This window comes from Variovorax sp. VNK109 (genome assembly GCF_049445855.1).
GTDB lineage: Bacteria > Pseudomonadota > Gammaproteobacteria > Burkholderiales > Burkholderiaceae_C > JAGOCV01.
Genome location: NZ_JBMSDV010000001.1, coordinates 375,586 through 400,902, shown reverse-complemented (window position 1 = coordinate 400,902; position 25,317 = coordinate 375,586). Strand labels below are relative to the sequence as shown.

24 protein-coding genes and 1 tRNA gene are annotated in these 25,317 nt (G+C 64.5%); 17 read left to right on the top strand and 8 right to left on the bottom strand.

What is annotated here, in order from left to right:
- Positions 1 to 29: 29 nt before the first annotated feature.
- The 7 genes from nirD to ACO2Q9_RS01835 form a co-directional block, all read right to left on the bottom strand.
- The gene (gene nirD, locus ACO2Q9_RS01865; protein WP_423307726.1) at positions 30 to 467 is read right to left on the bottom strand and encodes a nitrite reductase small subunit NirD; all 438 of its coding nucleotides are present in this window, start codon (positions 465 to 467) and stop codon (positions 30 to 32) included.
- Positions 464 to 2,986, bottom strand: coding sequence for a nitrite reductase large subunit NirB (nirB, locus tag ACO2Q9_RS01860; protein ID WP_423307724.1), 2,523 nt, complete (start codon positions 2,984 to 2,986; stop codon positions 464 to 466). The genes nirD and nirB overlap by 4 nt, the downstream gene beginning before the upstream one ends.
- Positions 2,986 to 3,420, bottom strand: coding sequence for a globin family protein (locus tag ACO2Q9_RS01855; RefSeq protein ID WP_423307722.1), 435 nt, complete (start codon positions 3,418 to 3,420; stop codon positions 2,986 to 2,988). The genes nirB and ACO2Q9_RS01855 overlap by 1 nt, the downstream gene beginning before the upstream one ends.
- Positions 3,421 to 3,460: 40 nt before the next feature.
- Positions 3,461 to 4,303: an ABC transporter ATP-binding protein gene (locus ACO2Q9_RS01850; RefSeq protein WP_423307720.1), complete on the bottom strand. Its 843-nt coding sequence runs from the start codon at positions 4,301 to 4,303 to the stop codon at positions 3,461 to 3,463.
- A 20-nt stretch (positions 4,304 to 4,323) separates the two neighbouring features.
- Entirely contained in the window at positions 4,324 to 5,187 is an 864-nt protein-coding gene (ntrB, locus tag ACO2Q9_RS01845; protein WP_423307718.1) for a nitrate ABC transporter permease, read from the bottom strand.
- A 32-nt stretch (positions 5,188 to 5,219) separates the two neighbouring features.
- Positions 5,220 to 6,527 (bottom strand): CmpA/NrtA family ABC transporter substrate-binding protein, encoded by a 1,308-nt coding sequence (locus tag ACO2Q9_RS01840; RefSeq protein ID WP_423307716.1) that lies wholly within the window; start codon positions 6,525 to 6,527, stop codon positions 5,220 to 5,222.
- Between the two features lie 351 nt (positions 6,528 to 6,878).
- Positions 6,879 to 8,093, bottom strand: a complete 1,215-nt coding sequence (locus tag ACO2Q9_RS01835; protein ID WP_423307714.1) for a nitrate- and nitrite sensing domain-containing protein — start codon at positions 8,091 to 8,093, stop codon at positions 6,879 to 6,881.
- A 78-nt stretch (positions 8,094 to 8,171) separates the two neighbouring features.
- On the opposite strand from ACO2Q9_RS01835, the gene tsaD reads away from it, so the two are divergent.
- The gene (tsaD, locus tag ACO2Q9_RS01830) at positions 8,172 to 9,209 is read left to right on the top strand and encodes a tRNA (adenosine(37)-N6)-threonylcarbamoyltransferase complex transferase subunit TsaD (protein WP_423307712.1); all 1,038 of its coding nucleotides are present in this window, start codon (positions 8,172 to 8,174) and stop codon (positions 9,207 to 9,209) included.
- Positions 9,210 to 9,275: 66 nt separating this feature from the next.
- Here the strand turns inward: tsaD and ACO2Q9_RS01825 are convergent, their stop codons facing one another.
- Positions 9,276 to 9,653, bottom strand: coding sequence for an Hsp20/alpha crystallin family protein (locus ACO2Q9_RS01825; protein WP_423307710.1), 378 nt, complete (start codon positions 9,651 to 9,653; stop codon positions 9,276 to 9,278).
- A 139-nt stretch (positions 9,654 to 9,792) separates the two neighbouring features.
- On the opposite strand from ACO2Q9_RS01825, the gene ACO2Q9_RS01820 reads away from it, so the two are divergent.
- The 16 genes from ACO2Q9_RS01820 (at position 9,793) to nuoH (ending at position 25,315) form a co-directional block, all read left to right on the top strand.
- A complete protein-coding gene (locus tag ACO2Q9_RS01820) occupies positions 9,793 to 11,109 on the top strand; it encodes a branched-chain amino acid ABC transporter substrate-binding protein (protein ID WP_423307708.1) in 1,317 nt (438 codons plus the stop codon).
- 21 nt (positions 11,110 to 11,130) lie between these two features.
- A complete protein-coding gene (locus ACO2Q9_RS01815) occupies positions 11,131 to 12,279 on the top strand; it encodes a pyridoxal phosphate-dependent aminotransferase (RefSeq protein WP_423307706.1) in 1,149 nt (382 codons plus the stop codon).
- 82 nt (positions 12,280 to 12,361) lie between these two features.
- Positions 12,362 to 12,625, top strand: coding sequence for a 30S ribosomal protein S15 (gene rpsO / locus ACO2Q9_RS01810; protein ID WP_423307704.1), 264 nt, complete (start codon positions 12,362 to 12,364; stop codon positions 12,623 to 12,625).
- Positions 12,626 to 12,832: 207 nt separating this feature from the next.
- On the top strand, positions 12,833 to 14,983 hold the full coding sequence (pnp, locus tag ACO2Q9_RS01805) for a polyribonucleotide nucleotidyltransferase (RefSeq protein WP_423307702.1): 2,151 nt from the start codon (positions 12,833 to 12,835) through the stop codon (positions 14,981 to 14,983).
- Positions 14,970 to 15,956 carry an NAD(P)H-quinone oxidoreductase gene (locus ACO2Q9_RS01800; RefSeq protein WP_423307700.1) on the top strand — a complete coding sequence of 329 codons (987 nt, stop codon included), beginning with the start codon at positions 14,970 to 14,972 and terminating at the stop codon, positions 15,954 to 15,956. The genes pnp and ACO2Q9_RS01800 overlap by 14 nt, the downstream gene beginning before the upstream one ends.
- A gap of 7 nt (positions 15,957 to 15,963) precedes the next feature.
- Complete coding sequence (tpiA, locus tag ACO2Q9_RS01795) at positions 15,964 to 16,740, top strand: triose-phosphate isomerase (RefSeq protein WP_423307698.1); 777 nt, start codon at positions 15,964 to 15,966, stop codon at positions 16,738 to 16,740.
- Between the two features lie 19 nt (positions 16,741 to 16,759).
- Positions 16,760 to 17,221, top strand: coding sequence for a preprotein translocase subunit SecG (secG, locus tag ACO2Q9_RS01790; protein WP_423307696.1), 462 nt, complete (start codon positions 16,760 to 16,762; stop codon positions 17,219 to 17,221).
- Between the two features lie 120 nt (positions 17,222 to 17,341).
- Positions 17,342 to 17,426: transfer RNA gene (locus tag ACO2Q9_RS01785), tRNA-Leu, on the top strand.
- Between the two features lie 49 nt (positions 17,427 to 17,475).
- Entirely contained in the window at positions 17,476 to 17,835 is a 360-nt protein-coding gene (locus tag ACO2Q9_RS01780; RefSeq protein ID WP_423307694.1) for an NADH-quinone oxidoreductase subunit A, read from the top strand.
- A gap of 58 nt (positions 17,836 to 17,893) precedes the next feature.
- Entirely contained in the window at positions 17,894 to 18,373 is a 480-nt protein-coding gene (locus ACO2Q9_RS01775) for a NuoB/complex I 20 kDa subunit family protein (RefSeq protein ID WP_423307692.1), read from the top strand.
- 11 nt (positions 18,374 to 18,384) lie between these two features.
- Positions 18,385 to 18,996, top strand: a complete 612-nt coding sequence (locus tag ACO2Q9_RS01770; protein ID WP_423307690.1) for an NADH-quinone oxidoreductase subunit C — start codon at positions 18,385 to 18,387, stop codon at positions 18,994 to 18,996.
- 1 nt (position 18,997) lies between these two features.
- Positions 18,998 to 20,251, top strand: a complete 1,254-nt coding sequence (locus ACO2Q9_RS01765) for an NADH-quinone oxidoreductase subunit D (RefSeq protein WP_423307688.1) — start codon at positions 18,998 to 19,000, stop codon at positions 20,249 to 20,251.
- Positions 20,248 to 20,736: an NADH-quinone oxidoreductase subunit NuoE gene (nuoE, locus tag ACO2Q9_RS01760; RefSeq protein WP_423307686.1), complete on the top strand. Its 489-nt coding sequence runs from the start codon at positions 20,248 to 20,250 to the stop codon at positions 20,734 to 20,736. The genes ACO2Q9_RS01765 and nuoE overlap by 4 nt, the downstream gene beginning before the upstream one ends.
- A complete protein-coding gene (gene nuoF / locus ACO2Q9_RS01755; RefSeq protein WP_423307684.1) occupies positions 20,736 to 22,091 on the top strand; it encodes an NADH-quinone oxidoreductase subunit NuoF in 1,356 nt (451 codons plus the stop codon). The genes nuoE and nuoF overlap by 1 nt, the downstream gene beginning before the upstream one ends.
- Positions 22,092 to 22,106: 15 nt before the next feature.
- A complete protein-coding gene (gene nuoG / locus ACO2Q9_RS01750; protein WP_423307682.1) occupies positions 22,107 to 24,236 on the top strand; it encodes an NADH-quinone oxidoreductase subunit NuoG in 2,130 nt (709 codons plus the stop codon).
- The gene (gene nuoH / locus ACO2Q9_RS01745) at positions 24,233 to 25,315 is read left to right on the top strand and encodes an NADH-quinone oxidoreductase subunit NuoH (protein ID WP_423307680.1); all 1,083 of its coding nucleotides are present in this window, start codon (positions 24,233 to 24,235) and stop codon (positions 25,313 to 25,315) included. The genes nuoG and nuoH overlap by 4 nt, the downstream gene beginning before the upstream one ends.
- Positions 25,316 to 25,317 lie beyond the last annotated feature (2 nt).

The following is a 25,317-nucleotide window of genomic DNA, read 5'->3' as shown; positions in this document are numbered from 1 at the left end:
TGGTGGTGCGTGACGTGCGGTGCGGCAGTTCAGACTGCGGTCAGCATCACCGTGCGGCGGGCCGGTCCGGCCATGGGTGCAGCGAGGTCTGCGCCCAGCGTCTTCAGTTCATTCGCGTCCAGGTACACCGTGCCCGCATCCACCTTCAGCGAGAAGCGCGGCGTACAGCCGACGTCCGGCTCCCTGGCGCACCCGTCGTCCAGGCCGATCGTCCAGTTGTGCAGCGGGCAGGCCACGCTGGTGCCGAACACGATGCCCTGCGACAGCGGACCGCCCTTGTGAGGGCAGCGGTCGAGCAGGGCGAACACCTGGTCTTCGGAATTGCGGAACACCGCCACATCGATCAGCCCGGGGCGGGCGACGCGGCGCGAGCCGAGCACGGGAATTTCCTCCACGCTGCACACCGCGAACCAGTCAGGCTGCACGACGGCGTCGTGCGCCACCGGTGTTTGCAGGACGGCGCTCATGCAGCACCCCCGCTCATCGCCACCGGTGCGAACTGCCGCGTGTCCACCGACGCCTTGTCGAACTCGAACCACGGGTCGGGCTCGCCATCCAGCGCGAACTGCAGGCGTTCCCACAGCGCCTTGCGGCCTTCGTGGTCGTCGAGGATGCGCTTCTTCACATAGTCCAGGCCGACGCGGTTGACGTAGTGCACCGTACGCTCGAGGTACCAGCCTTCCTGGCGGTACAGCTCGCAGAACGCGCCGGTGTATTCCAGCACCTCGGCGGCCGTCTTGAGCTTCACGAAGAAATGCGCCACCTCGGTCTTGATGCCACCGTTGCCGGCGATGTACATCTCCCAGCCACTGTCCACGCCGATGATGCCGACGTCCTTGATGCCGGCCTCCGCGCAGTTGCGCGGGCAGCCGCTCACGGCGAACTTCACCTTGTGCGGCGCGTACATGCGCCACATCGCGCGCTCCAGGTCCTTGCCCATCTGCGTGCTGTCCTGCGTGCCCATGCGGCACCATTCGCTGCCGACGCAGGTCTTCACCGTGCGCAGTGCCTTGGCATACGCATGACCCGACGGCATGCCGATGTCCTTCCAGACGTTCTGCAGGTCTTCCTTCTTCACGCCCAGCAGGTCGATGCGCTGGCCGCCCGTCACCTTCACCGTCGGGATCTTGTATTTGTCCACCGCGTCCGCGATGCGGCGCAACTCGTCGGCCGTGGTCTCGCCGCCCCACATGCGCGGGATGACGGAATACGTGCCGTCCTTCTGGATGTTGGCGTGCGAGCGCTCGTTGATGAAGCGGCTCTGCGGATCGTCTTTCGCTTCCTTGGGCCAGGTGCTGGTGACGTAGTAGTTCACCGCCGGACGGCAGGTCGCGCAACCGTTCGGCGTGCGCCACGAGAGTGCGCGGTACACGCCGTCGATGGTCAGCAGCTTGCTGCCATCGGGCAAAGGCGTGCGGATGGCCTGCCGGACGTCCTCGTGGCTGTGGTCGGTACAGGCGCAGATGGCCTTCTTCTTCGGCGTGGCCGAGTAGTCGCCACCGGCGGTGAACATGATGATCTGCTCGACGAGGCCCGTGCACGAACCGCAGCTCGCGCTGGCCTTGGTGTGCTTGCGCACTTCATCCAGCGTGAACAGGCCCTTGTCCTTGATGGCCTTGCAGATGGTGCCCTTGTTCACGCCGTTGCAGCCGCAGACTTCGGCCTCGTCGGGCATGCTCGCGGCCTTGCTGTGCCCTTCGTGGCCCACGTCACCGATGTTCGACTCGCCGAACATCAGCTTGTCCCGGATGTCGCCGATGCTGCGGCCTTCGCGCAGCAGCTTGAAGTACCAGCTGCCGTCCACCGTGTCGCCATAGAGGCACGCGCCGACCAGCTTGTCGTCCTTGATGACGAGCTTCTTGTACACGCCGCCGAACGGATCGCTCATCACGATCTCTTCGGTCCCTTCGCCGCCCATGAATGCACCGGCGGAGAACAGGTCGATGCCCGTGACCTTGAGCTTGGTCGAGGTGAGCGAGCCCTGGTAACGCCCGATGCCGTGTTGCGCCAGATGGTTGGCCACGACCTTGCCTTGCTCGAACAGCGGCGCGACAAGACCGTAGGCGATGCCGCGATGGCTCGCGCATTCGCCCACGGCGTAGATGCGCGCGTCGGTGACGGTCTGCATGGTGTCGGTGACGACAATGCCGCGGTCGCAATGGATGCGCATGGCCTCGGCCAGCGCCGTGTTGGGGCGGATGCCCACGGCCATGACGACGAGGTCGGCGTCCACTTCCGTGCCGTCCTTGAACTTCACGGCTTTCACGCGACCCCCGGAGCCAGCCACGAGCTCCTGCGTCTGCGCGCCGATCAGGAACGTCATGCCGCGCTCTTCCAGCGATTTCTGCAGCAGCCCGCCCGCGACCTTGTCGAGCTGGCGCTCCATCAGCCAGGGCGAGACATGCACCACGGCCACTTCCATGCCGCGCTTCATCAGTCCGTTGGCGGCTTCGAGGCCGAGCAGGCCGCCACCGATCACCACTGCTTTCCTGTACTTCGCCGCGGCGTCGATCATGGCCTGCGTGTCGGCAATGTCGCGGTAGGCCAGAACGCCCGGCAGGTCCTTGCCCGGCACGGGCAGGATGAACGGGTTGGAGCCGGTGGCGAGCAGCAGCCGGTCGTAGGGGGCTTCGACAGTGTTGCCATCGGCGTCTTTCGCGCGCACGATGCGGTGCACGCGATCGACCTCGGTCACCTTCTTGCCGGCATGCAGCGTGATGCCGTTCTCGTCGTACCAGGCCCAGCTGTTGAGCACGATCTCGTCCAGCGTCTGCTCACCGGCAAGCACCGGCGACAGCAGGATGCGGTTGTAGTTGGGATGCGGTTCGGCACCGAAGACGGTGATGTCGTAGAGGTCGGGCGCGACCTTCAGCAACTCTTCGAGCGCGCGCACGCCGGCCATGCCGTTGCCGACCATCACCAGCTTCTGGCGGCCGGTGCCGGACTTTTCGCCGGCGGCGGATGTGTTCTGGACGGGGGAGAGCATCACGCGACCTCGGGCGCCTTTTCGGCTGCTGCCTTCTGCGCGTCGACCATCACACCGGCCAGCGTGCCGTAGGCCTCGGTCCACGCATCACGGACTTCGGGTGTGAAGTCGTCGCCCAGGCCCTTGGCCAGCGTGTCGAGCAATGCAGCACCGACGACGGCGTAGTGCTCCGGCTTCGCGCCATACGCGTTGTGCCGTTCGCCGAGTTTCTGCGCGGCGGGCACGATGGTTTCCAGCCGCGTGAGGCCGTTCACCACCATGCCGAGCATGGCCATGAGCTTGCGGCCCTGTTCTGCCATGTCGCCCTTGAAGAGCGGGCGCACTTCGGGTGCGAGCTCGAAGAGGCGCGCATAGAACAGCGCTGCCGCCTGTTCGGCGATGGGCACCACTTTGGCGAAGCTGGACTGCACGAGCGAGATCTGTTGGGGTGTCATCGTGGTTCTCCGGTGAGTGGACTCGTCTTCGAAACGTCGTTCAGGCGCGCATGGCCACCGGATCTGCGGAGGCGTTGCGCAAAGAGATGGGCTCCACCTTGCGCTGCTTCTCGTAGAGGAAGGTGAGGATTTCCTGGCGGCAATGGTTGTAGACAGGGTTTTCGACCAGGGCGAGGCGATTGCGCGGACGCGGCAGCGGCACGTCCATGATCTGGCCGATGGTTGCGGCTGGTCCGTTGGTCATCATCACGACGCGATCGGACAGAAGCACGGCTTCGTCGACATCGTGGGTGATCATGAGCACCGTGTTGCCGAGCTCGCCCTGGATGCGGATCACTTCGTCCTGCAGGTGGGCGCGCGTCAGGGCATCGAGAGCCCCGAACGGTTCGTCCAGAAGAAGAACCTTCGGCTCCATGGCCAGCGCCCTGGCGATGCCCACGCGCTGCTTCATGCCGCCGGAAATTTCGGAGGGAAGCCGGTGCAAGGCGTGCGCCATGCTGACCATCTCGAGGTTGTGTTCGATCCATGCCTTGCGTTCGGCAGCGGTCTTGCTGTCGCGGAAAATCTTGTTGACCGCGATCTCCACGTTCTGCCAGACGGTGAGCCAGGGCAGCAGCGAGTGGTTCTGGAAAACCACCGCGCGATCGGGGCCCGGGGCGTTGACTTCCTTGCCGTCGACGATGACACCGCCGCCCGTGCACTTGAGCAGGCCGGCGACGATGTTGAGCACCGTCGACTTGCCGCAGCCCGAGTGCCCGATCAGGGAAATGAACTCCCCGCGCTTCACATCGAGATTGATATTGCGCAGCACCGGATTGGTTGTGCCGCCCTTGCTGGCGAATGTCATGTCCACGCGGGACAGGCTGAGGTATGCGTCGCTCATGATCCGTTTCCTTCCTGCAATCAACTGGCCGAGGTGCCGCGGGTGACCAGGCGGCCGATCCAGGCCACGATGCGATCGAGGAGGAACCCGATCAATCCCACATAAACGAGCGCCAGGATGATGTCGCTGATGCGCGAGGAGTTCCACGCGTCCCAGATGAAGAAGCCGATGCCCACGCCGCCGATGAGCATCTCCGCCGCCACGATGGCAAGCCACGACAGGCCGACGCCGATACGCAGTCCCGAGAAGATGAAGGGCGCGGCGGCTGGCAGCATGATCTTGGAGAAGTATTCGATGCCATTGAGCCGGATCACCTTCGCCACGTTCCGGTAGTCGTCGGGAATGTTGCGCACACCAATGGACGTGTTGATGATGATCGGCCAGACCGAAGTGATGAAGATCACGAAGATCGCGGAAGGATGGCCGTCGCGGAAGCCCGCCAGCGAGATCGGAAGCCAGGCCAGCGGAGGAACCGTGCGCAGAACCTGGAAGATGGGATCGAGGCCGCGCAATGCCCAGGTCGACTGCCCCACGAGCACACCGAGGCTCACACCGGCCACCACTGCCAGCGCGTAGCCATAGGCGACCCGCTTGAGGCTGGCAAGCAGTTGCCATGCAATGCCGACATCGTTGCCGCCGTTGTCGTAGAACGGGTGGACGATCAGCTCCCAGGTGTCCTGCACGACCTTGCTGGGCGGGGGAAGCGCCGCGCCGGGGCGCGTGCCCCACGCCTCCCAGACGAGCAGCAGGATCGCGAGAATCACGAGGGGCGGGACGATATGGGCCGCGAGCGTGCGCGCCTTCCCCGTCAGCCAGACAGCGGCTTTCGAAGGCTCGTCTGGTGCCGCGAGCCGGATCGGTTCGATGGTTTCTGTGCTGCTCATGGGTGCTCCGTGGATTTGTGGTGCGCGAGCTGTCAGGCGCTCTTGAGGTACTTGATCGACAGGCTGTCGAGGTATTTCTTCGGATTGGCCGGATCGAAGACCTTGCCGTCGAAGAACTTCTCGACACCGCGCGAAGTCGATGCGGGAATGTCCTTGGCCGCGACTCCGAGTTCCTTTGCCGCTTGGCGCCAGATGTCCTCGCGATTGACCTTGGCGATCAGCGCCTTGGTGTCCAGGTTGGGCGGCAGGTAGCCCCAGCGGATGTTTTCCGTGAGGAACCACAGGTCGTGGCTCTGGTACGGATAGCTGGCGTTGTCTTTCCAGAAGCGCATCTGGAACTTGCTGTTGGCCTCGATGCGGCCGGTTCCGTAGTCGAAGTCACCCTTGACGCGGTCGATCACGTCTTCGACGGGAGCGTTGATCCAGCGGCGGCGCGAACAGATCTCCGCAACTTCGGCGCGATTCGCGGGGTCTTCGCACCACATCTGCGCTTCCATGACGGCCTTGAGCAGCGCCTTGGTTGCGTTCGGATTGGCCTGCACGTAGTCGGCCCGCATCGCAAACGCTTTCTCGGGATGGTTCATCCACAGCTCGCTGGTCGTGAGGGCCGTGTAGCCGATTTTCTGGTTGATGAGCTGGCGGTTCCAGGGCTCGCAGACGCAGAACGTGTCCATGCTGCCGACTTTCATGTTGGCCACCATCTGCGCGGGCGGCACCACGATGGTGGTGATGTCCTTGTTCGGGTCGACACCGCCGGCCGCCATCCAGTAGCGGATCCACATGTCGTGGGTGCCGCCGGGGAAAGTCATCGCCGCATTCACGGACTTGCCGGTCTTCACGCGCTTGGCGAGCAGCGCCTTGCCGAAATCTTTGGTATCCAGTCCGACCTTCATGTCCTTGTACTCGTTGCCCACCGAGATGCATTGGCCACCCAGGTTGAGACGGGCCAGGATGTTCATCGGCACCTGGACGTTGTTGGCCGTTGTCGCGCCGGTGCTGATGAGGTAGGGCATCGGTGTGAGGATGTGGGCGCCATCGATGCCCCCGGACTTCGAGCCCAGGACGAGGTTGTCGCGGGTCGTGCCCCATGAAGATTGCTTGAGCACCTCCACCTCGGTCATGCCATGCTTCTTGAAGAAGCCCTTTTCGTCTGCAACGAACAGTGGCGCGGCGTCGGTCAGCGCGATGAAGCCGAGTTTGGCGGCTTTGGTTTCCAGGGACGTGCCTTGCGCTGAAACGATCCCGGGCCACAAGCCGCCGGAGGCGGCTGCACCGGCAGCGGCTTTCAGGACGGAGCGGCGTGTCACGCCGGAGGCGTTGGCGGAAGCGTGGTCTTGCATGTGAACTCCTGATGCGTCGGGTTTTCGAAGTTGAAATAAAAAACGGCGTCCATCTCGCATCTGCTTTCGCAGATGGGAAATGGACGCCGTTGTCCAAACGTAAGCCTTGGAGGGCTTGCGGGCAGACCGCCGTTGGCCTGACCTTGCTGCACTTCAAGCAGAAAATGTGCCAGCAGTTGCCGAGCCTGGCCGCGCCATCGGGATCGTGCGCGCCCGCTGGCCTGTTTCCCCTCTGGAGCACGCGGTTCCGGCGACGTCGAATGGCGGGTCCATCGATTTCCGACCATCCGGTCGGACGGAGCCAAGCTGGTGCGAGCTTGCCGCGCCAGGCACAGCTTTTGTGCGGTGCAGCTAAAGGTATTCCGCCATCGCCAGCACCGATTCGGCCACTTCCACGAGCTTTCGGTTCTGGTTCATGGCGGTCTGGCGCAGCATCTTGAACGCTTCTTCCTCGCTGAGCTTGCGGGTCGCCATCAGCAGGCCCTTGGCGCGCTCGACCACCTTGCGTTCATTGAGCGCGGCGCGCACGGTCTCGAGCTCGTCGCTCATCGATTGCAGGCGGCGCGACTGTTCCTGCACCATGCCCAGTACCGAGCGCTCGAGGTGGCGGCCGTACTGCGCCGGATCGCCCGGACTCGCCGCGCCGGCTTCGCGCGACAACGCGTCGAGGATGGCCTGCTGGTCGCGCAACTCGGCGCGGGCCTGCGCGATCTTGCGTTCGCTCAGCATGCGCAGGTGGGCGGCGAGCAGGTCTTCCACCATCTTCATCGCATCGATGCGGCGGGTGCAGCAGTCATACCATTTCTGGCTCAGGTCGGTGTCGAATGCGCCGCGCGCATTGAGCGTGGTGCCGATGCGGCGCATGCGCTCGAGCTCGGCCATGGTCTCGCCGCTCTCGCTGGCGCGCCAGGAGGCCAGCACTTCTGCATCGGAGAAGTCGGTGAAGACATCGAAGCAGCCCTCCTGCGACGCGATGAGGTGCAGCCATTGCTGCTGCTGTGCGGCATCCGCATGGCCAGAAGCGAAGACGAAGGCACCGAAGGCGCGTTCCTGCCCGGCGAATTCCTTGCCCTGCATGAAGTTGAACAGCGCCACCAGCGCGCGCGAGATTTCCGGGTCGGTCGCGCTGTCGGCCGCTTCGAACACCACGGCCAGCAAACCGGCGATGAGGCGCACGAAGGCGGCGGTGGATTCTTCGGGCGGCAACGCCATGGTGCTGATGCGCTGTCGCAGGCCGGGCAGGGCGTCGAGCCCGTGCAGCACGAAGGCAATGCGGCTGAACAGGCGTGAGCCGTTGTAGGCGCGATAGGCGTCGGTGTCCAGCGCGTCGAAGTGTTCGCGCACCCGTTGTTCGACCTCGTCGCACTCGGCGATCTGCTGGCGGCGCTGGTCCCCGAAGCGGCTGCCGTGTGTGCCCAGGAAGATGTTGGAGATGCCGCGCTCGCGCTGCAACGCATGGATGAGGCGGCCGATCACGTTGACCAGCTCGCTGGTCTTGGCGAGCTGTTCGAGTTCGCCGATCTCGCTCTGGCGGGCGGCGACAAGGAAGCTGAGTCCGGATTTCATCGTGGGCGCTTGTGGTGCACCCGCAGCAGCAACAACCATGCCGCCAGCGTGGCGCGTGGGCACTTTACACTCGGACGCATGCTTGTCCTGGGAATCGAATCGTCGTGTGACGAAACCGGCGTGGCGCTGGTGGAGTCCGGCGGCACCGGGTTGCCGCGCCTGCTGGCGCACGGGCTGCACAGCCAGATCCGGATGCATCAGGCTTACGGCGGCGTGGTGCCGGAGCTGGCCAGCCGCGACCACATCCGCCGCGTACTGCCACTGGCATCGCAGGTACTGCGCGATGCGGATCGGCCGTTGAGTGATGTCGATGTCGTCGCGTACACGCGAGGCCCCGGTCTCGCGGGCGCATTGCTCGTGGGTGCGGGCGTTGCGTGTGCCCTGGGCGCGGCGATCGACAAACCCGTGCTTGGCGTGCATCACCTCGAGGGCCATCTGCTTTCGCCGTTCCTGAGCGCGGACGCGCCCGGGTTCCCGTTCGTCGCGCTGCTGGTGTCCGGCGGGCACACGCAGCTCATGCGTGTGGACGGTGTGGGTCGCTACGAATTGCTGGGCGAAACCATCGACGACGCTGCGGGCGAAGCCTTCGACAAGTCGGCCAAGCTCATGGGGCTGGGCTATCCGGGCGGGCCTGCGCTTTCGCGCCTGGCGCAGCAGGGCGATGCGACGGCATTCAAACTGCCGCGCCCGTTGCTGCACAGCGGCGATCTCGATTTCTCGTTCGCGGGCTTGAAGACTGCCGTGCTCACGCAGGCGAAGAAACTGGGCGAAGAACTCGAGCTGCGCAAGGCGGATCTGGCTGCATCCACCGAAGCTGCGATCGTCGAGGTGTTGCTGAAGAAATCCGTCGCCGCACTGCACGAAACCGGGCTCAAGCGTCTGGTGGTTGCCGGTGGTGTCGGCGCCAACCGCCTGTTGCGCGAACAGCTGAATGCCGAATGCCGCAAGCGCGGCGTACGCGTGCACTACCCGGAACTCGACCTGTGTACCGACAACGGCGCGATGATCGCCATGGCTGCGGCCATGCGCCTGGACGCGCAAAAAGAATCGGCCAGCCGCCTGTACGCCTTCGACGTCAGGCCGCGCTGGCCGCTGGCGGAACTGTCGTCCGCCTGAGTTGCCGGACCCGCTGCGCTGGATGGGCGGCGGGCCGGCGTCTTCCTCGTTGCAGTGATTGCAGTGTTATTGCACGGTCAGTTGGGTGACGTTGCTCACCGGCGCCTTCTTGCCGAGCTTGAGCGTCAGCACGCCGTTTTCCAGCTTTGCTTCGCTGGCGGCCACGTCGATTTCCTGTGCGAATTCGTAGGCGGCCTTGTATTGGCGGGTGGCTTCGGCCTTGGTGGCGACGCGCACGACATTGCCTTCAATGCCGATGTCCAGCTGTTCGCGGCTCACGCCGGGCACGTCCAGGGTGATCGACCACGATGCGTCGTCCTGTTCGACGTTGGCGGCATGCTGGCTGCCTTGCAGGGCGTCGTTGAAGAAACGCTCGAAGCTGCGGTCGAACGAGCGCAGGGCGGGAGCGTAAGCACGGGTGCGGAGAACGGGAGCGAAAAACATGATGTTTCCTTGTCAGTCATTGAGGGTCGGCTGACGCGAAATGCGCTGGCGTCGTCCCTTACACTGCGCGGCTCTCACCTCGATTGCCGCATGGAGGGAATCTGTGTGTGCATCCTGCTTTTTCAAGGGAAAGTCATTGATGAAAAATCTGCGCCGCCGGGTCTTGAAATCCCTCGCCGCAGCGCTATCTGCTCCGCTTTTCGCCTGGGCCCAGGGCCCCGCAGCAGCGCCTTCTTCCACTCCCGTTCCTCCTGGCGGCGCACCCATCCGCGTCGCACTCATCGAAAGCCTGAGCGGCCCGTTTGCCAACACGGGCGAGGCCGTCTTCCGCAATCTGCACTGGGCCATGGAGCGCGTGAATGCGCGTGGCGGCGTGAAACTGCCCGCATCACAGGGCGGCGCGCGGCCGCTGGCGCTCGAGCGCTTCGACAGCAAGGGGCAGAACGAGGAGGCGCTTTCCGTGCTGCGTTCGGCGATCGACAGCGGCGTGCAGTACGTCGCGCAGGGCAACAGTTCATCCACCGCTTCGGTGCTGATCGACGCCATCAACAAGCACAACGAGCGCGAGCCTGCGCGTCGCGTCGTGTTCCTCAATTATTCGGCCGTGGAGCCCACGCTCACCAACGAGCGCTGCAGCTTCTGGCACTTCCGTTTCGATGCGCATGCCGACATGCGCATGACCGCACTGATGAGCGTGCTCAAGGACGACCGCGATGTCGGTAGCGTCTATCTGATCGCGCAGGACTACAGTTTCGGCCAGGCCGTGCTGCGCGAGGCGCGCAGGCAGCTCGGCACGCAGCGGCCGGATGTGAGGATCGCCGGTGAAGAGCTGCACCCCATCGGCCGCGTGAAGGACTTTGCACCATATGCGTCGAAAATTGTCGCCAGCGGTGCGCAGGCCGTGCTCACCCCCAACTGGGGCAACGATCTCACGCTGCTCGTGAAAGCCGCGCGTGAAGCCGGCTTCGAGGGCAAGTTCTACACCTTCTATGGCAACGCGCTGGGCGCACCTGCCGCGCTGGGCGATGCCGGCGTCGGCCGCGTGATTGCCGTGGCGGACTGGCTGCCGAACTGGCCCACGCCCCAAAGCGAGGCGTTCTACCAGTCGTTCCGCGCGCGCTTTCCCAAACCGTCGGAAGACTACGTGCACATGCGCATGCAACTGCTGGTGGAGACGCTGGCGCAGTCCATCGAGAAGGCGGGCACGACCGATCCGGTACGCGTGGCGCTGCAGATGGAGAACGCATCCGTCACGCTCGCAGGACAGACGGGTACGATGCGCGCAGCAGACCACCAGTTCCAGCAGTCGCTGGCGGTGGGCCTGATGGAGCGGCAGGGTGCACCGGGCGTGAAGTTCGACGTCGAGGGCTCGGGTTACGGCTTCCGCGTCATCCGCACCATCCCCGCCGCGCAGGCCGAGTTGCCGCACGCCTGCAAGATGAACCGTCCTTCCTGAATCGAACAAGTCCCGTCATCCATGCGCAACGCCATCCTGAATCTCGAAGCATCCCGCATCCGCGAAGTCGCCAACGCCGGTCTCGGCCGCAAGGACGTGCTCGCATTCTGGTTCGGTGAGAGTGATGAAGTCACGCCGGATTTCATCCGCCAGGCCGCCATCGATTCGCTGAGCAGCGGCGAAACCTTCTACGCCCACAACCTGGGCCTGCCGGAGCTTCGGGAAGCCATTGCGGCGTACGCCAGCGGGTTGCACGGGCAGGTGACTGCGGACCGCATCGCCGTGACTTCCGGCGGCGTGAGCGCGCTGATGCTTGCTGTGCAGGCGTTGGTCGATGCGGGCGATGACGTGGTCGCTGTCACGCCGGTCTGGCCGAACCTGACTGCGCAGCCCGCCATCATGGGAGCAAAGCTGCGTTGCGTGCCGCTCAAGCCGGTGGATGGCGCGTGGACGCTGGACCTGGATGCGCTGCTGGCTGCCATCACCCCCTCGACGAAGCTGCTGATCGTCAATGCGCCGAACAATCCGACCGGCTGGACGCTCAGTCGCGAAGAACAGCAGTCGATCCTGGAGCATTGCCGCAAGACGGGCACGTGGATCCTGGCGGACGAGGTGTACGAGCGGCTGTACTACGAGCCGACGCCGAACCGCTGCGCGCCGAGTTTCCTGGACGTCGCCGCGACGGAAGACCGGCTCGTCGTCGCCCACAGTTTCTCCAAGAGCTTCCTCATGACCGGCTGGCGTCTGGGCTGGCTGGTGATGCCATCCGCGATGACCGAACACATGGGCAAGCTGGTGGAGTTCAACACCTCCTGTGCCAGTGTCTTCACCCAGCGCGCTGCCCTGGCCGCCCTGGCCCGGCAGGACGAGGTGACGCCGCGCGTGGTCGCCCACCTCAAGACTTGCCGTGACACGCTGGTGCCCCTGCTGCAGGCGGTGCCGCAGGTGCGTGTTTCGCCCGCCAGGGGCGGCATGTACGCGTTTTTCCAGCTGGAAGGTCACCCGGACTCGCTGGTGACGGCCAAAAGGCTGGTCGCCGAAGCCGGTCTGGGCCTGGCCCCGGGGGAGGCATTCGCACCCGAGGCGCAGGGCTGGCTGCGCTGGTGTTTTGCCTCCAAGGACCTGTCCCGACTGGCCGAAGGGGTCAGGCGGCTGGAAAACTGGCTATAATTCCAAGGCTTTGCTTTCGCAGGGCACACGTGGGCAGCATTTCCAGCCGCCCTCGCAAGTCAAACATTCACAGGAAACCCAAATGACCGCTTTGAACAAGGCCGAGGTCGTCCAGGCCAATGCGCGCAGCGCAAACGACACGGGCAGCCCGGAAGTGCAAGTCGCACTGCTGACCGCCCGCATCAACGAACTCACCCCCCACTTCAAGACGCACGCCAAGGACCACCACGGCCGTCGCGGCCTGCTGCGCATGGTGAGCCGTCGCCGCAAGCTGCTGGACTATCTCAAGTCCAAGGACGCTGACCGTTACACCGCGCTGATCGCCAAGCTTGGCCTGCGCAAGTAAGCTGTATTGAACGAAAAACGCCTGAGTTTGCCAGTCAAGCTCAGGCGTTTGCACTTCGGAGAAGCCAAACAGAGCGAAGCTGTGTCATTCCAAAGCGTTTCCCGGCCGTGTCGGCGCGGAAACCCTCTGGAATGGCATCGTGTTCTGTGACGCGTCCTCCGGGCTTGGGGAATGGCCTTCATTCCCCGTCATAACCCAGGAGCCAACATGAGTCTCTTCAACAAAGTCACCAAGACCTTCCAGTGGGGCCAGCACACGGTCACCATGGAAACCGGCGAAATCGCCCGCCAGTCCACCGGCGCCGTGCTGGTCAACATGGACGACACCGTGGTGCTCGCCACCGTGGTGGCTTCCAAGTCCGCCAAGCCCGGCCAGGACTTCTTCCCGCTGACCGTCGACTACATCGAGAAGACCTACGCCGCCGGCAAGATCCCCGGCAGCTTCTTCAAGCGTGAAGCCAAGCCCAGCGAACTCGAAACCCTGACCAGCCGCCTGATCGACCGTCCGATCCGCCCGCTGTTCCCCGAAGGCTTCTTCAACGAAGTGCACGTGGTCATCCACACGCTGTCACTGAACCCGGAAGTCGATGCCGACATCGCTGCCCTGATCGCCTCCAGCGCCGCACTGGCCGTCTCCGGCATTCCGTTCGCGGGCCCGATCGGCGCTGCGCGCGTGGGCTACATCAACGGTGAATACGTCCTGAACCCGGGCCAGACCCAGCGCAAGGACAGCCAGATGGACCTCGTGGTCGCCGGTACCGAAGCTGCCGTGCTGATGGTCGAATCCGAAGCGCTGCAACTGTCCGAAGAAATCATGCTGGGTGGCGTGGTGTTCGGCCATGAACAGGGCAAGATTGCCATCAACGCGATTCATGACCTCGTGCGCGACGCTGGCAAGCCGGCCTGGGACTGGCAGCCGCCGGCCAAGGACGAGCCGTTCATCGCCAAGGTCACTGCGCTGGCCGAAGAAAAGCTGCGCGCCGCCTACCAGATCCGCAGCAAGCAGTCGCGCACGCAAGCCCTGCGCGAAGCTTCTTCTTCGGTGCTGGCCGCGCTGAAGGAAGAAGGCGCCGACTTCGACGCCGTGAAGGTCGGCGACCTGATGTTCGCCATCGAATCGTCCATCGTCCGCAGCCAGATCCTGGCTGGCGAGCCGCGCATCGACGGCCGCGACACGCGTACCGTGCGCCCCATCGAGATCCGCAATTCCGTGCTGCCGCGCACGCACGGCTCTGCGCTGTTCACCCGTGGTGAAACGCAGGCGCTGGTCGTATCCACGCTGGGCACCGAACGCGACGCGCAGCGCATCGACGCGCTGGCCGGCGAGTTCGAAGACCGCTTCATGTTCCACTACAACATGCCTCCCTTCGCCACTGGTGAAGTGGGCCGCATGGGCTCCACCAAGCGCCGCGAAATCGGCCACGGCCGCCTGGCCAAGCGCGCGCTCGTCGCCTGCCTGCCGAGCAAGGAAGAATTCCCCTACACGATCCGTGTGGTGTCCGAGATCACCGAGTCGAACGGGTCGTCGTCCATGGCTTCGGTCTGCGGCGGCTGCCTGGCGATGATGGACGCCGGCGTGCCGATGAAAGCCCACGTGGCTGGTATTGCCATGGGCCTGATCAAGGAAGGCAACCGCTTCGCCGTGCTGACCGACATCCTGGGTGACGAAGATCACCTGGGCGACATGGACTTCAAGGTGGCCGGCACGACCAACGGCATCACCGCGCTGCAGATGGACATCAAGATCCAGGGCATCACCAAGGAAATCATGCAGGTCGCCCTGGCCCAGGCCAAGGAAGCGCGCATGCACATCCTGGGCAAGATGCAGGACGCCATGGGCGAAGCGAAGACCGAAGTCTCCAACTTCGCGCCCAAGCTCTACACGATGAAGATCAACCCCGAGAAGATCCGTGACGTGATCGGCAAGGGCGGCGCCGTCATCCGTGCGCTGACCGAAGAAACCGGCACGCAGATCAACATCGAGGAAGACGGCACCATCACCATCGCTTCCACAGACGGGGCCAAGGCCGACGAGGCCAAGCGCCGCATCGAGCAGATCACCGCCGAAGTGGAAGTGGGCAAGGTCTACGAAGGCCCGGTCACCAAGATCCTGGACTTCGGCGCCCTGATCAACCTGCTGCCCGGCAAGGACGGCCTGCTGCACATCAGCCAGATCGCCCACGAGCGCGTCGAGAAGGTCACGGACTACCTCAAGGAGGGCCAGGTCGTGAAGGTCAAGGTGCTCGAGACCGACGAAAAGGGCCGCGTGAAGCTGTCCATGAAGGCGCTGCTCGACCGCGCTGCGCAACAGCAGCAACCTGCCGACGCTGTACCGCCTGCGAGCAATGAAGGCCATTGAGATCACGTCGTTCGGTGCGCCGGACGTTTTGAAGGTGGGCGAGCGCCCTGCACCGGTTGCCGGTGCAGGGGAGTTGCTCATCCGCGTCGCGGCCAGTGGCGTCAACCGTCCCGATGTGCTCCAGCGCACCGGCAACTATCCGGTGCCGCCGGGGGCCTCCGACATTCCCGGCCTCGAGGTCGCGGGCGTCATCGAATCCGGTGACCGCGATGCCATGACCGAAGCCGGCCTGAAGGTCGGCGACCGCGTCTGTGCACTGGTCGCCGGTGGCGGCTATGCCGAACTGTGCGTTGCGCCGGTCGGCCAGACGCTCCCGGTGCCGGAAGGCCTGTCGGACGTCGAGGCGGCTTCGCTGCCCGAAACCTTCTTCACGGTCTGGAGCAATGTTTTCGACCGTGCCGGGTTGCAGAAGGGCGAGACGCTCCTCGTGCAGGGCGGCAGCAGCGGCATCGGCGTCACGGCCATCCAGATGGCCAAGGCGCTGGGCGCGACCGTGATCGTCACGGCCGGCAGCGACAGCAAATGCGCGGCCTGCGTCGGACTCGGTGCCGACCATGCCATCAACTACCGCACGCACGACTTCGTCGCCGAGGTCAAGAACCTCACGAGCGGCAAGGGCGTGAATGTGGTGCTCGACATGGTGGCCGGTTCGTACGTGTCGCGCGAGATCGAATGCATGGCCGAAGACGGCCGTTTGGTCATCATCGCGGTGCAGGGTGGTGCCAAGGCCGATTTCAACGCGGGGCTGGTCCTGCGCCGCCGCCTGACGGTGACCGGCTCGACCCTGCGTCCGCGCCCCGTCGCTTTCAAGGTCGCGATCGCGCAGGCACTGCGACACAACGTGTGGCCGCTGATCGCCAGCGGCAGCATCCGCCCCGTGATCCACAGCACCTTTGCGGCGGCCGACGCTGCGAAGGCGCATGTGCTCATGGAGTCGAATCAGCACGTCGGCAAGATCGTCCTGACCTGGTGAAGCTGAAATGACGAAGAAGCTGATCGCTGGCAACTGGAAGATGAACGGCAACCTGGGCGCCAATGCCCAGTTGCTGGACGCGGTTCTGGAAGGGCTCGGCGGCCGCGCGCTCGCGTGCGACGTGGCCGTCTGCGTGCCGGCGCCGTATCTCTTGCAGGTGCAGGGCTATCAGGATCGCAGCCGTGATTCCTCTGGCGCGCCGCGCCTGTGGCTGGGCGCGCAGGACATTTCCCGTCACGAATCCGGTGCGTACACCGGTGAGGTGTCCGGCCGCATGCTGCGTGAGTTCGGCGTGCGCTTCGCACTCGTCGGCCATTCCGAGCGTCGCCAGTACCACGGTGAGACCGATGAGACTGTTGCGCTCAAGGCCAAGGCGGCGCTGTCCGCCGGCATCACCCCCATCGTTTGCGTTGGCGAGACACTCGCCGAGCGCGAGGCCGGCCAGACGGATGACGTGGTGCGCCGCCAGCTGGCCGCCGTCATCCACGAGAACGGTCATTGCATCACCGAGATCGTCGTTGCCTACGAGCCTGTGTGGGCCATCGGCACCGGCAAGACGGCGAGCCCCGAACAGGCGCAGCAGGTGCATGCCGTGCTGCGGGCCCAGCTCGGTGTTGCCAGCCCTGCGGCAGGCGGCATCCGCATCCTCTACGGCGGCAGCATGAACGCGGGCAACGCGGCCGAACTGCTGGCCCAACCCGACATCGACGGCGGCCTCATCGGCGGCGCGTCCCTCAAGGCATCTGATTTCCTCGCCATCGTCGGCGCGGCGCAGGTCCTGTAGTCCATTCCGGAGAAAACTGATGAACTTCGTCCTCAACATCATCCTGGCGATCCAGCTGCTCACCGCGGTGGCCATGATCGGCCTCATCCTCATCCAGCACGGCAAGGGTGCCGACATGGGCGCGGCGTTCGGCGGCGGCAGCTCGGGCAGCCTGTTCGGTGCCAGCGGGAGTGCGAACTTCCTGTCGCGCACGACGGCGGTGCTGGCCTCGGTGTTCTTCGCCTGCACGCTGTTGCTGGCTTATTTCGGCACGCCCCGTCCCTCCGGCATGGGCAGCGTGCTCGACGGTCCGGCAGTGACTGCACCGGCGGCACCGTCAGCGCCCGTGGCACCGCCTACCGGCGCAGCGCAGATCCCCGGCAACTCCACGCCGCCCGCCGCAACGCCGGGTGCTGCATCGACGCCTGCACCCGCAGCGTCCACCGTGCCTGGGCCGTCCACGGCACCTGCCACTGGCGCAGGGCAGATTCCGACCAAGTAATCCACTCTGAAAAACACGCGTGTCCGGGGAGAGCGCGTGTGTTTTCAGGGTAAACTCCTAGGGTTTTCGGAAAGCCAAAAGCCGCAAGGTTCCTCATGCCATCCGAACACGCTAGAAACCGCCGTCGTGGTGAAATTGGTAGACACGCTATCTTGAGGGGGTAGTGGCGAAAGCTGTGCGAGTTCGAGTCTCGCCGACGGCACCATAAACAGGCAGGCTGGTTCACCGGCAGCCTGCGGTGAACAGAGCCCAAGATGAACCTCGACCAGTACCTGCCCGTCCTCTTGTTCATCCTGGTCGGCATCGGCGTCGGAGTGGCGCCCCAGGTGCTCGGCTACATCCTTGGTCCCAACCGGCCGGACCCGGCCAAGAATTCCCCCTACGAATGCGGCTTCGAGGCCTTTGAAGACGCGCGCATGAAGTTCGATGTGCGCTACTACCTCGTTGCCATCCTGTTCATCCTGTTCGACCTGGAAATCGCGTTCCTCTTCCCCTGGGCCGTCGCGCTCAAGGATGTCGGTGTCGTGGGTTTCTGGTCGGTGATCGTTTTCCTCGGCATCCTCGTGGTGGGCTTCATCTACGAATGGAAGAAGGGCGCGCTCGACTGGGAGTGATTCCCTTGTCGGTTCCGCCCTTCACTTGCCAGGAAAAAACACAACAGAAAGCTGCACGATGATTGAAGGCGTAATGAAAGAAGGCTTCGTCACCACGAGCTATGACGCCGTGGTGAACTGGGCCAAGACCGGCTCCCTGTGGCCGATGACGTTCGGCCTGGCCTGCTGCGCGGTCGAGATGATGCACGCCGCCGCCGCGCGTTACGACATCGGCCGCTTCGGCGCCGAAGTGTTCCGCGCCAGCCCCCGGCAATCCGACCTGATGATCGTGGCCGGCACGCTGTGCAACAAGATGGCCCCCGCGCTGCGCAAGGTGTATGACCAGATGTCCGAGCCGCGCTGGGTCCTGTCGATGGGCTCTTGCGCCAATGGCGGCGGCTACTACCACTACAGCTATTCCGTGGTGCGCGGCTGCGACCGCATCGTGCCGGTGGACGTGTATGTGCCTGGCTGCCCGCCGACGGCAGAGGCACTGCTGTACGGCATCATCCAGCTGCAGCAGAAGATCCGCCGCACCAACACCATCGCGCGCGCCTGAAGGAAAGCCCGATGAGTGATACCGCCCTCCATCCCGAAACCCTCAAGGAAGTCGTCGCTGCCGCTCTGGGCGACCTGGCGCGCAGCGTGACGCTGGCGCTCGGTGAGGTGACCGTCGTGGTCAAGCCTGCGAACTACCTCAAGGCCATGCAGACACTGCGCGACGCGCCGGACTGCCGTTTCAACCTGTTGTCCGATCTGTGCGGCGTCGACTATTCCACCTATGGCGATGGCCAGTGGGAAGGCGAACGCTTCGCCGTCGTCTCGCACCTGCTGTCGCTCGAACTCAACCAGCGCGTGCGCGTCAAGGTGTTCTGTGAAGACGACGGCCTGCCGATGGTGGCGTCGGTCAACGACCTCTGGGCCTCGGCCAACTGGTTCGAGCGCGAGGCGTTCGACCTGTACGGCATCGTGTTCGAAGGCCATGAAGACCTGCGCCGCATCCTGACCGACTACGGCTTCATCGGCCATCCGTTCCGCAAGGACTTTCCGATCACAGGCCACGTCGAGATGCGTTACGACGAAGAGCAGCGCCGCGTGGTCTACCAGCCGGTGACCATCGAGCCGCGCGAAATCATTCCCCGCGTGATCCGTGAGGACAATTACGGCGGCGGGCTGCACTGACATGGCAGAAATCAAGAACTACACCCTGAACTTCGGCCCGCAGCACCCGGCCGCGCACGGCGTGCTGCGCCTCGTGCTCGAGCTGGATGGCGAAGTCGTCCAGCGCGCCGACCCCCACATCGGCCTGCTCCATCGTGCCACCGAGAAGTTGGCCGAAACGCGCACCTACATCCAGTCGCTGCCTTACATGGACCGCCTGGACTATGTGTCGATGATGAGCAACGAGCACGCGTATTGCCTCGCCATCGAGAAGCTCATGGGCATCGAGGTGCCGATCCGCGCGCAGTACATCCGCGTCATGTTCGCCGAGATCACGCGCCTGCTGAACCACCTGATGTGGCTCGGTTCGCACGGCAACGACTGCGGCAGTTCCACCATCCTCATCTACAGCTTCCGCGAGCGCGAAGACCTGTTCGACATGTACGAGGCCGTTTCCGGCGCGCGCATGCATGCGGCGTACTTCCGTCCGGGTGGTGTGTACCGCGACCTTCCGGACACCATGCCGCAGTACACGGTCAACAAGATCCGCAACGCCAGGGCGATCGCGAAGATGAACGAGAACCGCCAGGGTTCGCTGCTCGACTTCATCGACGACTTCACGCAGCGCTTCCCCGGGCTGATGGCCGAGTACCACACGTTGTTCACCGAGAACCGCATCTGGAAGCAGCGCACCGTTGGCATCGGCGTGCTCTCGCCCGAGCGGGCCATCAACCTCGGCATGACGGGTCCCATGCTGCGCGGCTCCGGCATCGCGTGGGACCTGCGCAAGAAGCAGCCCTACGAGGTGTACGACCGCATGGATTTCGATATCCCGGTCGGCAAGACGGGTGACAGCTACGACCGTTACCTCGTGCGCATGGAGGAAATGGCGCAGTCCAACCGCATCATCAAGCAGTGCGTGGACTGGCTGCGCGTGAACCCCGGTCCTGTCATCACCGACAACCACAAGGTGGCGCCGCCGTCGCGTGAGTCGATGAAGGCCAACATGGAAGAGCTGATCCACCACTTCAAGCTCTTCACCGAAGGCTTCCACGTTCCGCCGGGCGAAGCGTATGCCGCCGTCGAGCACCCGAAGGGCGAGTTCGGCATCTACCTCGTGAGCGACGGTGCCAACAAACCCTATCGCCTGAAGATCCGCCCGCCGGGTTTCGTGCATCTGGCTGCGCTCAACGAACTGGCCCGTGGCCACATGCTGGCCGATGCGGTGGCCATCATCGGCACGCTGGACATTGTTTTTGGGGAAATCGACCGATGATTTCTGACACCACCAAGGCCCGCTTCGCGCGCGAAGTGGCCAAATACCCGAAAGAACAGGCGCAATCGGCCGTGATGGCCTGCCTCGCGATCGTCCAGCAGGAGCAGGGCCATGTGAGCCCCGAGAGCGAGCGCGAGATTGCCGATTACCTGGGCATGCCCCCGATCGCGGTGCACGAAGTCACCTCGTTCTACAACATGTACAACCAGCGTCCGGTGGGCAAGTTCAAGCTGAACGTTTGCACCAACCTGCCGTGCCAGCTGCGCGACGGTGCGAAGGCGCTGCACCATCTGGAGCAGAAGCTGGGCATCGCCATGGGCGAGACCACAGCCGACGGCCTGTTCACGCTGCAACAGAGCGAATGCCTTGGCGCATGCGCTGACTCACCGGTGATGCTGGTGAACGACCGCACCATGTGCAGTTTCATGAGCAACGAGAAGCTCGACCAGCTGATCGATGCACTCAAGTCCGCGGAGGGCCAGTGATGTCCGTCGACAAGATCCTCGCGCAATTCCAGGCCACGGGCGTACAGACCTGCTTCCACGGCCGTCACATCAATCCCCAGATCTACGCCGACCTCGACGGCAGCAACTGGCACCTCGCCGATTACGAGGCGCGTGGCGGCTATCAGGCGCTGCGCAAGATCCTCGGCAAGGACGGTTCGGGTGCCGAGCCGCTCACGCAGGACCAGGTGATCGCCACCGTCAAGGAATCCGCATTGCGCGGTCGCGGCGGCGCGGGATTCCCCTCGGGCCTGAAGTGGAGCTTCATGCCCCGCCAGTTCCCGGGCCAGAAGTACCTTGTCTGCAATTCCGACGAGGGCGAGCCTGGCACGTGCAAGGACCGCGACATCCTCATGTACAACCCGCACATCGTCATCGAAGGCATGGCGATCGCGGCGTATGCCATGGGCATCAACGTGGGCTACAACTACATCCACGGCGAAATCTTCCAGGTCTACGAACGCTTCGAAGCTGCGCTCGAAGAAGCGCGTGCCGCGGGCCTGCTCGGCAACAACATCCTGGGCAGCAACTTCACGTTCCAGCTTCACGGTCACCACGGCTTCGGCGCCTACATCTGTGGCGAGGAAACCGCGCTGCTCGAATCGCTCGAAGGCAAGAAGGGGCAGCCGCGCTTCAAGCCGCCGTTCCCGGCGAGCTTCGGCCTCTACGGCAAGCCGACCACCATCAACAACACCGAAACGTTCGCGGCGGTGCCGTGGATCATCCGCAACGGTGGTCAGGCCTACCTCGAATGCGGCAAGCCGAACAATGGCGGCACCAAGATCTTCTCGATCAGCGGTGACGTCGAACTGCCCGGCAACTACGAGATTCCGCTCGGCACGCCGTTCTCCAAGCTGCTCGAGCTGGCTGGCGGCGTTCGCAAGGGCCGCACGCTCAAGGCCGTGATCCCCGGCGGATCGTCGGCACCCGTGCTGCCGGCCGACGTCATGATGCAGTGCACGATGGACTACGACTCCATCGCCAAGGCGGGCTCGATGCTCGGCTCGGGCGCCGTGATCGTCATGGACGATTCGCGCTGCATGGTCGAGTCGCTCAAGCGCCTGTCTTACTTCTACATGCACGAGTCGTGCGGCCAGTGCACGCCATGCCGCGAAGGCACGGGCTGGCTGTGGCGCGTGGTCGACCGCATCCACACCGGGAAAGGTCGCCAGGCCGATCTCGACCTGCTCGACTCCGTGGCCGGCAACATCATGGGCCGCACGATCTGCGCGCTGGGTGATGCGGCTGCGATGCCCGTGCGGGCCATGATCAAGCACTTCCGTCACGAATTCGCGGCCATGATCAAGGACGAAAAGTCCGGCGCCACTCAGGCCTGACGCGGGAACAGCACTATGGTTGAAATCGAACTCGACGGTCAGAAGGTGGAAGTTGTCGAAGGCAGCATGGTGATGCATGCCGCCGAAAAAGCCGGCACCTACATCCCGCATTTCTGCTATCACAAGAAACTTTCCATCGCCGCCAACTGCCGCATGTGCCTGGTGGACGTGGAGAAGGCCCCCAAGGCCATGCCGGCCTGCGCCACGCCGGTCACGCAGGGCATGATTGTCCGGACCAAGAGCGAGAAGGCCATCAAGGCCCAGCAGTCGGTGATGGAGTTCCTCCTCATCAACCACCCGCTCGATTGCCCCATCTGCGACCAGGGTGGCGAATGCCAGCTGCAGGATCTGGCCGTCGGCTACGGAGGTTCTTCCTCGCGCTACGAGGAAGAGAAGCGTGTCGTGTTCCACAAGGACGTCGGCCCGCTGATCTCGATGGAAGAGATGAGCCGCTGCATCCACTGCACGCGCTGCGTGCGCTTCGGCCAGGAAGTGGCCGGCGTGATGGAGCTCGGCATGAGCCATCGCGGCGAGCATTCCGAGATCGAAACTTTTGTGGGCGACTCGGTGGATTCCGAACTCTCCGGCAACATGATCGACATCTGCCCGGTGGGCGCGCTCACGAGCAAGCCGTTCCGCTACAGCGCCCGCACATGGGAGTTGTCGCGCCGCAAGTCGGTGAGCCCGCACGACGGCACGGGCGCCAACCTGATCGTCCAGGTGAAGAACAGCAAGGTGATGCGCGTCGTGCCGCTCGAGAATGAAGACGTCAACGAATGCTGGATCGCCGACCGCGACCGCTTCTCGTACGAGGCGCTCAACTGCGACGAACGCCTGACGCAGCCCATGCTCAAGCAGGGTGGTGAATGGAAGGCGGTCGACTGGCAAACCGCACTCGAATACGTGGCCAACGGCCTGCGCCAGATCAAGGCGGACCATGGCGCGTCGTCCATCGGCACGCTGGCCAGCCCGCACAGCACGGTGGAAGAGCTCTACCTGGCCGGCGCACTGATGCGTGGCCTGGGCAGCGAGAACATCGACACCCGCCTGCGCAACGCCGAATTCACGAACACGCTGGGCAATGCCCACTGGCTGGGCACGAGCATCGCTTCGCTGTCGCAGCTGCAACGCGTGCTGGTGATCGGTTCCAACCTCCGCAAGGACCATCCGCTGTTCGCGCAGCGCATCCGCCAGGCCGTGCGCCGTGGCGGCAAGCTCAACGTCATCCAGGCTGCGGCGCAGGACTGGGCGATGAATGTGGCCAATGCGGCCTATGTTCCGTCCGCGCAATGGGCGCAGGCCCTGGCCGATGTGGCCGCAGCCGTGGCCGCCGAGAAGGGCGTCACTGCACCCGCCGCCGGTAATGTGACCGACGCTGCCAAAGCCATCGCGCAATCACTGCTGGGCGGCGAACGCAAGGCCATCCTGCTGGGCAACGCGGCCGCGCACCATGCAAAGGCATCGAGCCTGCTGGCGCTGGCGCAGTGGCTCGGCGAGCAGACCGGCGCGAGCGTCGGCTATCTCACCGAAGCCGCCAACACGGTGGGTGCACCCATCGCCGGTGCGCAACCGGGCACGAGCGGCCTGAATGCGGGCCAGATGCTCGGCGGTGCGCTCAAGGCCGTGCTGTTGCTCAACACCGAACCCGATTTCGACTCCGCTGCCGGCAAGGCGCACCAGATCGACAAGGCCCAGATGGTCGTGACGCTCAGCCCCTTCAAGGCCAACATGGCGTTCAGCGACGTGCTGCTGCCGATCGCGCCGTTCTCGGAAACTGCGGGCACCTTCATCAATGCCGAAGGCCGTATCCAGGGCTTCCATGCTGTCGTGCGTCCCTTGGGCGAAACGCGTCCGGGCTGGAAGGTGCTGCGCGTGCTGGCCAACCTGATGGGCCTGCAAGGCTTCGATTTCGAAGCCGCCCCCGAAGTGCTGGCCCGTGTCGCGGGCGGCGCGCTGGCCGGCGCGGGCGTCGTGCCTGCCGCCATGCTGTCGAACGCCACGTCCGGCACGATCGACCTGTCTGCTGCGCAAGGCGAACCCGCCAGCGCCTCGATCTACCAGCTCGACAGCATCGTGCGTCGCGCTGAATCACTGCAACTCACGTCCGATGCGCGTGTGGCGCGAGGCGAGGAGGTGGTCGCATGATCGACGCGTTCTACAACGGGGGACTGAACCTCATTGCCGCTTCGTGGTGGTCCGGTATCGTCTGGCCCGTCGTCTGGAGCATGATCAAGATCATCGCGGTGCTTGCGCCGCTGATGGGCGCGATCGCCTACCTCACGCTGTGGGAGCGCAAGCTGCTCGGCTGGATCCAGGTCCGTCACGGGCCGAATCGCGTCGGCCCTTTCGGCCTGTTCCAGCCGATCGCCGACGGCCTGAAGCTGCTGACGAAGGAAATCATCTCGCCGACGGCGTCCAGCACGGGCCTGTTCCGCCTCGGTCCGGTCATGGCCATCATGCCGGCGCTGGCCGCGTGGGTTGCCATTCCGTTCGGCCCCGAGTCCGCCATCGCCAACGTCAACGCCGCGCTGCTGCTGATCATGGCGATCACCTCCATCGAGGTGTATGGCGTGATCATCGCGGGCTGGGCCTCCAACTCCAAGTACGCGTTCCTGGGCGCCTTGCGCGCATCCGCGCAGATGGTGAGCTACGAAATCGCCATGGGCTTCTGTCTCGTGGTGGTGATCATGGTCTCCGGCAGCCTGAGCCTTGGTGAAATCGTCGCCGCACAGGGCAAGGGCATGCTGGCCGACAAGGGCCTGACGTTCCTGTCGTGGAACTGGCTGCCGCTGCTGCCGATCTTCATGGTCTATCTGATCTCCGGCGTGGCCGAAACCAACCGCCACCCGTTCGACGTGGTGGAAGGCGAAGCGGAAATCGTGGCTGGCCACATGGTCGAATATTCGGGCATGGGTTTCGCGATCTTCTTCCTGGCCGAGTACGCCAGCATGTGGCTCGTGTCCATTCTTGCGGCGCTGATGTTCCTGGGCGGCTGGCTGTCCCCGATCGACAGTGTGCTGTTCAACTGGATTCCGGGCTGGATCTGGCTGGGTCTGAAGACCTGCTTCGTCGTGTCGCTGTTCATCTGGATCCGCGCCACCTTCCCGCGCTTCCGCTACGACCAGATCATGCGTCTGGGCTGGAAGATCTTCATTCCCGTCACCCTGGTGTGGCTCGTCGTCGTAGGCGCCTGGATGCAGACGCCGTTCAACATCTGGAAGTGAGC